General features: G+C 60.8%; 8 protein-coding genes. 5 read left to right on the forward strand and 3 right to left on the reverse strand.

What is annotated here, in order from left to right; translation table 11 throughout:
• Positions 1-37: 37 nt before the first annotated feature.
• Together AC3WTM_RS25585 and AC3WTM_RS25590 are read left to right on the forward strand one after the other, a co-directional pair.
• Complete coding sequence (locus tag AC3WTM_RS25585) at positions 38-1,219, forward strand: hybrid sensor histidine kinase/response regulator (protein ID WP_102671555.1); 1,182 nt, start codon at positions 38-40, stop codon at positions 1,217-1,219.
• 76 nt (positions 1,220-1,295) lie between these two features.
• The gene (locus AC3WTM_RS25590) at positions 1,296-1,673 is read left to right on the forward strand and encodes a response regulator (protein WP_020797118.1); all 378 of its coding nucleotides are present in this window, start codon (positions 1,296-1,298) and stop codon (positions 1,671-1,673) included.
• A 4-nt stretch (positions 1,674-1,677) separates the two neighbouring features.
• On the opposite strand, the gene AC3WTM_RS25595 is transcribed toward AC3WTM_RS25590, so the two are convergent.
• From AC3WTM_RS25595 to AC3WTM_RS25605, 3 genes are all read right to left on the reverse strand, one after another.
• Complete coding sequence (locus AC3WTM_RS25595) at positions 1,678-3,348, reverse strand: response regulator (protein WP_102671556.1); 1,671 nt, start codon at positions 3,346-3,348, stop codon at positions 1,678-1,680.
• Positions 3,345-4,847, reverse strand: a complete 1,503-nt coding sequence (locus AC3WTM_RS25600; protein ID WP_102671557.1) for an ATPase domain-containing protein — start codon at positions 4,845-4,847, stop codon at positions 3,345-3,347. Before AC3WTM_RS25600 ends, AC3WTM_RS25595 begins: the two co-directional genes overlap by 4 nt.
• A 116-nt stretch (positions 4,848-4,963) precedes the next feature.
• Complete coding sequence (locus AC3WTM_RS25605) at positions 4,964-6,019, reverse strand: tetratricopeptide repeat protein (protein WP_102671558.1); 1,056 nt, start codon at positions 6,017-6,019, stop codon at positions 4,964-4,966.
• Positions 6,020-6,233: 214 nt separating this feature from the next.
• On the opposite strand from AC3WTM_RS25605, the gene AC3WTM_RS25610 reads away from it, so the two are divergent.
• The 3 genes from AC3WTM_RS25610 to AC3WTM_RS25620 are packed head-to-tail and all read left to right on the forward strand — an operon-like array spanning position 6,234 to position 9,529.
• Positions 6,234-8,369 carry an FUSC family protein gene (locus tag AC3WTM_RS25610; protein ID WP_102671559.1) on the forward strand — a complete coding sequence of 712 codons (2,136 nt, stop codon included), beginning with the start codon at positions 6,234-6,236 and terminating at the stop codon, positions 8,367-8,369.
• Positions 8,359-8,559, forward strand: a complete 201-nt coding sequence (locus AC3WTM_RS25615; RefSeq protein ID WP_032829912.1) for a DUF1656 domain-containing protein — start codon at positions 8,359-8,361, stop codon at positions 8,557-8,559. Before AC3WTM_RS25610 ends, AC3WTM_RS25615 begins: the two co-directional genes overlap by 11 nt.
• Before the next feature lie 4 nt (positions 8,560-8,563).
• Positions 8,564-9,529 carry an HlyD family secretion protein gene (locus AC3WTM_RS25620; protein WP_102671560.1) on the forward strand — a complete coding sequence of 322 codons (966 nt, stop codon included), beginning with the start codon at positions 8,564-8,566 and terminating at the stop codon, positions 9,527-9,529.
• Positions 9,530-9,629 lie beyond the last annotated feature (100 nt).

The raw sequence follows: 9,629 nt of genomic DNA on the forward strand, positions 1-9,629 counted from the left end.
GCATCGGCCGTCTGCTTGTCGAGCTGGAACGAATCGCATGCTGAGTAATATTCAGGCCAAACTGCTGATCGTGGACGATCTGCCGGAGAATCTGCTGGCACTCGAAGCGCTGATCAAGCGTGAGGACCGCATTGTGTACAAGGCGCTGTCCGCCGACGAGGCCTTGTCCCTGCTGTTGCAACACGAATTCGCCTTGGCCATCCTCGATGTGCAGATGCCCGGCATGAATGGCTTCGAGCTGGCCGAGTTGATGCGCGGCACGGAAAAAACCAGGAACATCCCGATCGTTTTCGTCAGCGCCGCCGGGCGTGAACTCAATTACGCCTTCAAGGGCTATGAAAGCGGTGCCGTGGACTTCCTGTACAAACCGCTGGACCTGCAGGCGGTCAAGAGCAAGGTCAATGTGGTCGTCGACCTCTATCGCCAGAGCAAGGCGATGAAGGAACAAGTGCTGGCCCTTGAGCAAAGTCGCCGCGAACAGGAGACCCTGCTCAAGCGATTGCAGAGCACTCAACTGGAACTGGAGCAGGCGGTACGCATGCGCGATGACTTCATGTCCATCGTCGCCCACGAAGTGCGCACGCCGCTCAACGGCCTGATCCTTGAAACCCAGTTGCGCAAGATGCACCTGGCCCGGGACAACTCTGCCGCCTTCACCCTGGACAAGATGCACGCGATGGTCGACCGCGACGAGCGGCAGATCAAAAGCCTCATTCGATTGATTGAAGACATGCTCGATGTCTCGCGCATTCGCACCGGAAAGTTATCGATCCGGCCCAAGCGCTTTGACCTTTCAACGCTGGTTAGCGAGCTGTTGCATAACTTTTCCCAGCAGATCGACGCCGCCGAAGCGTCGGTCTCGCTCGATGCTACGCAACCGGTGATAGGAAACTGGGACGAGTTTCGAATTGAACAGGTCATTTCCAACCTGCTGACCAACGCCTTGCGCTACGGGGCCAAGAGCCCGATCTCGGTGAAAGTCTACAGTGAAGGTGGCCAAGCGTTGGTGGACGTGCAGGATCGAGGGATTGGCATCAGCGAGGAAAACCAGAATCGGATCTTCCAGCAGTTCGAGCGGGTATCAGCCAGGCACGCCGTCGCCGGGCTGGGCCTGGGATTGTTTATTTCAGAGCAGATTGTGGCCGCCCATGGCGGTACTATTACCGTCCAGAGCAGGATCGGCGAAGGCGCCTTGTTTCGCGTTTGTCTGCCGCTGTAGGAAAACAACCAGATAAACGCAACCTCTGGTCGACCCCACGGTCTATCAGCAGCAATTGACCGAGCAAAGGCTTCCCATGAGCGAAGATGCACAAGATGTAGTACTCGTCGTCGAGGACGATCCCTCGATTCTGATGGTGCTGTCCGCTTATCTGTCGGGCGAGGGTTACCGCGTATTGCAGGCCGAAAACGGCGAGCAGGCTTTCGAAATCCTGGCGAGCAAACCGCACCTGGACATGATGATCACTGACTTCCGCCTGCCAGGAGGAATCTCCGGTGTGCAGATCGCCGAGCCCGCCGTGAAACTGCGACCGGAACTCAAGGTGATCTTCATCAGCGGCTATGCCCAGGAAATCCGTGAGACCGACAGCCCGATTACGCGCAAGGCACCGATCCTGGAAAAACCTTTCGATCTGGATACATTGCAGGAATTGATGCAGGACATGCTTTCTTAAGCCTTCAGGCCCTGATCATCTCCCTGACCTTCGCCGTCAACAGGTCGAAGGTAAACGGCTTGGTGATCATCTGCATGCCCGGATCAAGGAACCCGCCACGCACCGCGGCGTGCTCGGCGTAGCCGGTGATGAACAGCACCTTCAGATCGGGACGCAACTGCCGGCCGATTTCCGCCAGTTGCCGCCCATTCATACCGGGCAAGCCGACATCGCTGATCAGCAGGTCGATGCGCTGGGCCGAATCGAGTATCGGCACCGCGCTATCGCCATCACAAGCCTCGACGTAGGCATAACCCAGATCGCTCAATACCGTGCTGACCAGCACCCGCACCGCCGGATCGTCCTCGACAATCAACACCGTCTCGCCATTATTGGCGAAGGGAGAATGTACGTCGTCTTGCGGATGATCCTGGGGCAGGACTCCACTAAAGCGTGGCAGGAACAGGCTCACCGTCGTGCCTTCGCCCACGACGCTATGGATGGTGACGTGACCTCCCGACTGTTTGCTGAAACCATAGATCATTGATAACCCCAGCCCGGTGCCCTGGCCGATGGGCTTGGTGGTGAAGAAGGGGTCGAAGGCGCGGTTGATGGTGTTTTGCGGCATGCCACAGCCGGTGTCCGTCACGCAGAGCACCACATAGTCACCCGCATCGAGATTGCTCTGGCCTTGGGTGAAATCCTCGTCAAAGTGCTGGTTCGATGTCGAGACCACCAGACTGCCGCCATTGGGCATGGCATCGCGGGCATTGATCACCAGGTTGAGCAGGGCGCTTTCCAGTTGATTGGGGTCGGCTTGGGCCACCCACAGGTGGTCGTCCAGTTGCATGTCCAGACGAATGGTTTCGTTGATGCTGCGTTGCAGCAGTTCATCCATGGAGATCACCAGGGTGTTCATCTCCACGGGTTTCGAATCCAGCGACTGGCGCCGGGAAAACGCCAGCAGTCGGTGGGTCAGGCCCGCCGCGCGGTTGGCCGAAGTCACCCCCAGATCGATCAGGCTGTCCAGGTCTTCGGTTCGCCCCCGGGCCAGGCGTCGACGCAACAACTCCAGGCTGCCAATGATACCGGTCAGCATGTTGTTGAAGTCATGGGCGATGCCGCCGGTGAGCTGGCCGACGGCTTCCATTTTCTGCGACTGGCGCAACGCTTCCTCGTTGTGACGCAGTTGCGCGGTGCGCTCTTGCACCTGCTGTTCAAGGGTTTCGAGGGTGTTCTGCAGGCGCAACTCGCTCTGGCTCAGGTCGATCAACCGATCCCTGGCTTCGTACTGTCGTCGCCGCCCGCGCAGGGCCGTGGTGACCAGGCTGATCAGTGTGACCGGGTGAAATGGCCGTTCGAGGAAGGTCACGTTGCCCAATTGCGGGCCGAAGCGCGATGCCGGGTTCTGTTGCGGGCCGCCATGGTGTGTCATCAACACGATCGGCAGATCCGACCACGCGGGCTGCTGTTCGATCAGGTGGATCAGCGGTTCCAGATCAGCGCCCAACAACGCCTCGCAAGAGATCAGCAGCAGGCCGGCACCCTGTTCCAGTTCAGCGCACAATCCGGGCAGGTCGGGGCTGATCACCCCGTGAAACCCGGCCTCGTTGAGCATCATCAGGGCGATCTGGCCGTCGCGCCCTCGCGGCGCAAGGATGATTGCGCGCTCGGACGTCGCTTGCATGTCCGTCACGGGATTTCGTCCGCGAGCAACGGGTTGCTGGCGCCGAGATACGTGGGTACGCCGCGCAATACGCCCTGAAAGGCTTCCAGAGGCTCGCCGATGGTCATGCCCTGGGCGCTGATGCGGTATTCACGGATGGTCGACTCATGGCTGCCGGTACGTTTCTTGATGATCGAAATGGCCCGGCGCACCTTGCCCAGTGCTTCGAAGTAACGCAGCAGAATGACTGTGTCGGCCAGGTAGGTGATGTCGACCGGCGCCTGCATGTCGCCGACCAGACCGTGCTGGGCAACCGACATGAAGGTCGCGGCGCCCTGGCGATTGAGGTACAGCAGTAGCTCGTGCATGTGCAGCACCAAGGCGTTTTCTTCCGGCATTGCCGCCTGATAGCCGTTGATGCTGTCGATCACCACGGTCTTGATATTGCCTTCGTCCACGCAGCGCCGGACCCGGTGGGAGAATTCGCCGGGGGACAGTTCGGCCGCGTCCACTTGTTCGATCAGCAAATTGCCGCTGTCTTGCAGGGCCTGCAAATCGATGCCGATGTTCTTCATGCGCTCGAACAACAACCCCAACTCTTCATCGAAAATGAATAGCGCGGCTTTTTCGCCCCGGGCCACGGCCGCGGCGGCGAACACCATGGCGATCAGCGATTTGCCGGTCCCCGCCGGGCCGAGAATCAAAGTGCTGGAACCAGTCTCGATACCGCCGCCCAGCAGCGCATCCATTTCCCGGATGCCGCTGGTCAATTGCTGACGCAGGTATTGACCGCGATGTTCAGCGGCCACCAGGCGCGGGAATACATGCACTCCATCGCCCGTGATGGTGAAGTCATGGAAGCCGCCGCGATACTTCTGGCCGCGGTACTTGACCACGCGGATGCGACGTCGCTCGGCGCCATAGTTCGGGGTCAATTCTTCCAGGCGAATCACGCCGTGGGCCACGCTGTGTACGGTTTTGTCCAGGGACTCGGCGGTCAGGTCATCGAGCAGCAACACCGTGGCGTCGTAACGCGCGAAATAATGCTTGATGGCCAGAATCTGCCGACGGTAGCGCAGCGAGCTTTGCGCCAGCAGGCGAATCTCGGAAAGGCTGTCCAGGACAACGCGGGTCGGCTTGACCCGCTCGACCACCTCGAAGATTTGGCGGGTGGCTTCGCCCAGTTCCAGGTCGGAGGAGTAGAGCAGTGTCTGCTGCTGTTCGGCATTGAGCAGGCTTTCCGGTGGCGTCAGTTCGAAGATCTGGACGTTTTCGTCCATCTCCCAGCCATGGGACAAGGCGCCCTGACGCAGTTCGCGTTCGGTTTCAGAGAGCGTGATGTACAAGGAGCGTTCGCCGGCTTGTGCGCCTGCCAACAGGAAGTGCAGCGCAACGGTGGTCTTGCCGGTGCCCGGCTCGCCTTCGAGCAAAAACACGTGTCCGCGGGACAGTCCGCCATCGAGGATATCGTCCAGACCTTCGATACCGGTGGCGGCCTTGTCTCGGTTCAAATCGTTGGATAGAGACAAACAAGCGTCCTCATATGGCCAGGTTCAACGAGGCAGCTGCTGCGAAGTGCCACAACGGGCTGCCTGTTCACTTGACCCTTGGCCAGGACGACGGTTCAACGAAATTTCAGTCGGGGTCAAAGCCCTTGTTGCAATGCCGGATCATCGGGGTTCATCTGTTCGAGTTGGGCCAACAGGATCTGCACGTTTTGCAGCTGTCCGCTTTCCTTCCAGTAGTTGATCAGCAGTACCCGGGCCTTGCGATCGTTCGGATGGCGCTGAACGATTTCCTGCAACTGTTTCTGCGCCGCTTCGAGCTCCTGCTCACTGTGCAATGTGGTGGCCAGGTCATAGCGGTAGTCCCGGTTATTGGGCTCAAGCTCTACGGCCTTGGACAGACCGAGCAGGGCGAATTCGCTTTGCTCGTGATGCAGCAGCCAGAGCCCCAGCGCGTGTTGCAGGTAAGCCGAGTTGGGTTGTGCCTGCAGTTGCCTGGCCAACAGTTGCCGGGCAGCGTCGTTCTGGCCCTGTTTATCCAGCACCTCGATTTGCAGAACCAGCGCCGGCAGGTTGTCCGGCGCCAGGCGCAGGGTGTTGTCCAGCGCCTGTTGCGCTTGCTTGAGCTCGGCGTTGTGTAAGTGCAGGCGGGCCAGTTGGTATTGGTTCTCGGCGCTTTGCGGCGCGCTCTTGAGCACTTGCTCCCAGGCATCGATGGCTTGTTCCAGCGGCCCGAAATACAAACCCAGTTCATCCGGGGACAACCCCAGCAGCGCGTTGATCGCCGCCAGCCGCACGTTTTGTTCGCTGTCATCGAGCAATGGCCCCAGCAACAGACTGCGCTGACCGTTCGGTACCAGGCCGCTGATGCTTTTGATCGCCGCGATACGCACCTCGGGCGACTTGTGCTGCAAGTCGGCATCCGCCAGCTTCAGGGCCACCGAGCTTGGATAGTTGGGCAGCTCGGCATGCAACCAGATACGACGTTTGGGGGACAGGTCCGGACGGGCCAATTGCTGATAGAGCACCCGTGCGGCCCCCGGTTGGCCGGCCCGGGCAGCCGCCAGCGCTTCGCTGTAGCCATGCTGGATGGCTTCGGGAACCACTGGTGTGGTATCGCGCAGGGAAAACCAGACAAGGCCGATGACGAGCAGGGCGAAGAGGCTGATAAACAGAAGGCGGCGGGACTTGGGCATGCAGGAATCCGGAAGCTGGCAAGCTTTTGCAAAGGCGCAAGCTTCGGTCAGGCCGGGCTTTGAGTCAAACCTTGACGCCGTTCTCGCTCGATTCAAACCGTTGAATAGCCCTTCAGCCGACAAACTACGGGCGGCAAGCTGCGTCGACGGCAAAACCTCTCGAGGCACCGCAGCAGTGACTACGCTTGCTGGAGATGTTTTGACGAGTGTTCCCATGCAAGCGTTGTTGCAATACTTCAAGGCGATTTTCAACCCCGGCCCCGGGGTGTTGCTGTTTGCCTTGCGAACCATCGCAGCCGGATTGTTGACCCTGTACCTGGCGTTTTTGTTCGATCTGGACCAGCCCAAGTGGTCGATCATGGCCGTGGTCATCATCAGCCAGCCACTGGCTGGCATGGTGCTGGCCCGCAGTTTTGGCCAAGTGATCGGCACCACGCTGGGGGCGGCCGTGGCGGTGCTGATCATGGCGGTCTTTCCCCAGGCACCGCTGCCGTTCATCGCCACCCTGGCGTTGTGGCTGGCGCTGTGCACAGCCGGTGGCACCTTGTTGCGCTACACCAGCTCCCAGGCGTTTGTCCTTAGCGGCTACACCGCCGTGGTGGTGGCCTTGCTGGCGGTGCCGGATCAGGACGGCATGTTTTTGCTGGCGGTGACCCGCGTCACCGAGACGCTGCTGGCGGTTGCCTGTGTGTGCGTGGTCAGCCTGCTCACCGCCAGGCCTGAAGCCGTGGCCCGGGATTACTTCGCCAAAATCGACCAAATCACCCGGTTGCTGGCCACCCATGCCAGCGCTGTCATCCGCACCGAAGAGAGCGAAGCCGAATTCCAGCAGCGGCAAATGCAGCTGCTGGGCCAGATCAGTGGCCTGGAGGGCGTGCGCCGGCACATGTATTTCGATGCGCCACGGTTACGCAGTGCCAACGGTCTGGTGCAACTGCTGGGCAACCAATTGGTGCTGTTGACCGCGCGGCTGACCGCCTTGCGCCACCAGCGGCTGTTGTTGACCGAACGCTGGGAAGGCGAGTTGCCTGAAGAGATTCAACGGCTGCGTGCCGAAGAGCTGGCATTTCTCGATGAACTGGCGCGGGAGGGGCGTTCGCTGTCCAGTGAAAAGCGCCATCATTTCACATCGCTGCAACAACGCTTTGATGAGCTGGCCTACAGGGCCGAACAATTGACCGAGCCGCTGCCGGCCACCTTGCGTTCGCTGGCGTGGTCGCTGCGCTGGGAGCAGGCGCGCCTGTTGCAGCAGCTTGAGCAGATTCTGGAGCTGAGCGATGCCATCCAGAGCGGGCGCCCCGCCAGCAGCGTGTTTCGCGGGCGGGAAAATCCGCTGCATCTGGACTTCACCCTGGCGACGATGAATGCCGTCCGTGCCTTTTGCGCGCTGTTGATCGCCGGCCTGATCTGGATCGAAACCGGCTGGGACGGTGCGCGAGCCGGGATGGTGCTGGTGGGCATCCTTTGCTCGCTGATGTCGACGTTTCCCCGACCGCTACTGGCTGTTCAAAGCTATGCCAGGGGATTCGGGCTGGCACTGGTGGCCTCGGCGCTCCTTCAGTTCATGTTTGTGCCGATGATCAGCAATTTCGAGATGCTCGCCTTGCTGCTGGCGCCCTTGCTCTACGCCGTAGCGGTGGGGCTGGCCAGTCCACCCACCACAGGTACCGGGATTGGCCTGGGGCTCACGACGTTTTTGTTGCTTGGCCCGTTGAACGTGGGGATTGGTCAAAACACCGCGAGCCAGTGGTTCGAGTTTGCCGGGGCCTATACCTGTGCGACCGTGCTGGCTTTGAGTGTCTATGCGCTGATCTTTCCGTTCAGGCCGGATTTTCGCATGCGCCGGCTCTACAAAGAGAACTGCGAGCAGGTGTACGCCTTGCTGAAAACCTCGGCGAGCGATGAACAGCAGTTTGCGTTCGAGAGCCGTATGGTTGACCGCCTGACCATGATGTTGGGGCTACTGCCGGCGACCCGGGAGCCACAATCGCGCGAGCTGTTTCAAGTCAGCGTGGCCTGCATGGCATTGGGTATCGCCTTGAATCAGCTGCGGCAGCAAGGGCAGAACAACGCACTGCTGAGTCCGGATCTGCAACGTCGCCTGTTTTCGACAGTCCGGAATACGGGCAGGCTGGTTGCCGGTCGGCCTGGGGTCGAAGTGGTGCAGGTGCTTGATAGCCTCCACACCTTGGGCGACGACCTGGATGCCCTGCACACCGATGTTCACGAGCACCTGTGGTCGCTGTTCCGCATGCGTGTGGCACTGCTGATCGTGGTGTCGTTCGTGGAACGCTATCGCGGCCACTTTCAACCCTCAGGCCTTGAAGGAGACCCTGTCCTTGCCCATTGATCTGGAAGTGGGTGGCGCCTATCTGCCCCCGATTGCCCAGGCGCTGCTGCTGGGCTTACCGATTTTCCTGTTGCTGGACTGGACATTGCGGCGCCTTGGCGTGCTGCAGTTTGTCTGGCACGAGGCGTTGTTCGAAGGCGCGTTGTACGCCTGCGTCTGCGCCACGTTGATTCTGGTCATGGGAGCCTGAAGCCTTGAAGAACATCCTTTCCCGACTCACGACGGTAGCGGTGGTATTGCTGGCCTTCATCCTGGGCTGGTTCGCCTGGGAGCATTACACCCGCGCACCCTGGACCCGGGATGCCCGGGTGCGTGCCGATGTGGTGACTTTGTCCGCTGACGTTTCGGGGCGAATCGTCAGCCTGGCCGTGCAGGACAACCAACATGTGAACAAGGGCCAGGCGCTGCTGGAGATCGATCCGGCGCGTTACACCCTGGCAGTGGAGCATGCCAAGCGCGCGGTGGAGGTGGCGAAAGCCTCGCTCGGGCAGGCCCAGGCGGCGATTATCTCCAGCGAAGCATTGCTCAAACAACGTCAGAGCGAGGAGCAGCGTCGGCGCACGCTCAAGGATCGTTCAGCGATTTCCGGTGAAGAGTGGGAGAAAGCCAGCACCGACGTATCGGTGGCCCAGGCCGACTTGATGCGTAATCAGGCCAGCCTGGTGTTGGCCCAGGCCAACGTGCAACTGGCCATCGCGGCATTGACCCAGTCCGAGCTCGACTTGCAGCGTACCCATGTCGTCTCCCCGGTGACCGGTTATGTCACCAATCTGCTGACCCGGGAGGGTGATTACGCCTCGGCTGGCGGCCCATTGTTGGCGCTGGTGGACAGCGAGTCGTTCTATGTCAGCGGTTACTTCGAAGAAACGAAGTTGCCGCGGATCGGAGAGGGCGACCGGGTCAAGATCGAGTTGATGAGTGGCGAAACGTTCGGCGGCAAAGTGCAGAGTATTGCCTTCGCCATTGCCGACCGGGAAAACCTGCCGGGCGGCCGTCTGCTGGCCAGCATCAACCCCAGCTACACCTGGATCAAACTGGCGCAACGGGTGCCGGTGCGGATCGAGATCGATGCCGACTATGCCGGTAAAGACAACCTGCGGGCGGGGACCACGGCTACCGTGACCGTCCAGGAAACCCGCAAATCCAAAGACCAGCACTAACCCCCCCTGGGGGGGGGGGGGGGGGGGGGGGGGGGGGGGGGGGGGGGGGAGGGGGGGGGGGGGGGGGGGGGGTGGGGGGGGGGGGGGGTGGTGTATATGG

This window comes from Pseudomonas sp. EU05-FHT14B02 (assembly GCF_058791055.1).

What these genes read in the sequence shown, in the direction of transcription:
- AC3WTM_RS25585 (WP_102671555.1), top strand. Translation starts at nt 38, where the DNA reads ATGCTGAGTAATATTCAGGCCAAACTGCTGATCGTGGACGATCTGCCG.
- AC3WTM_RS25590 (WP_020797118.1), top strand. Translation starts at nt 1,296, where the DNA reads ATGAGCGAAGATGCACAAGATGTAGTACTCGTCGTCGAGGACGATCCC.
- AC3WTM_RS25605 (WP_102671558.1), bottom strand. Translation starts at nt 6,019, where the DNA reads ATGCCCAAGTCCCGCCGCCTTCTGTTTATCAGCCTCTTCGCCCTGCTC.
- AC3WTM_RS25610 (WP_102671559.1), top strand. Translation starts at nt 6,234, where the DNA reads ATGCAAGCGTTGTTGCAATACTTCAAGGCGATTTTCAACCCCGGCCCC.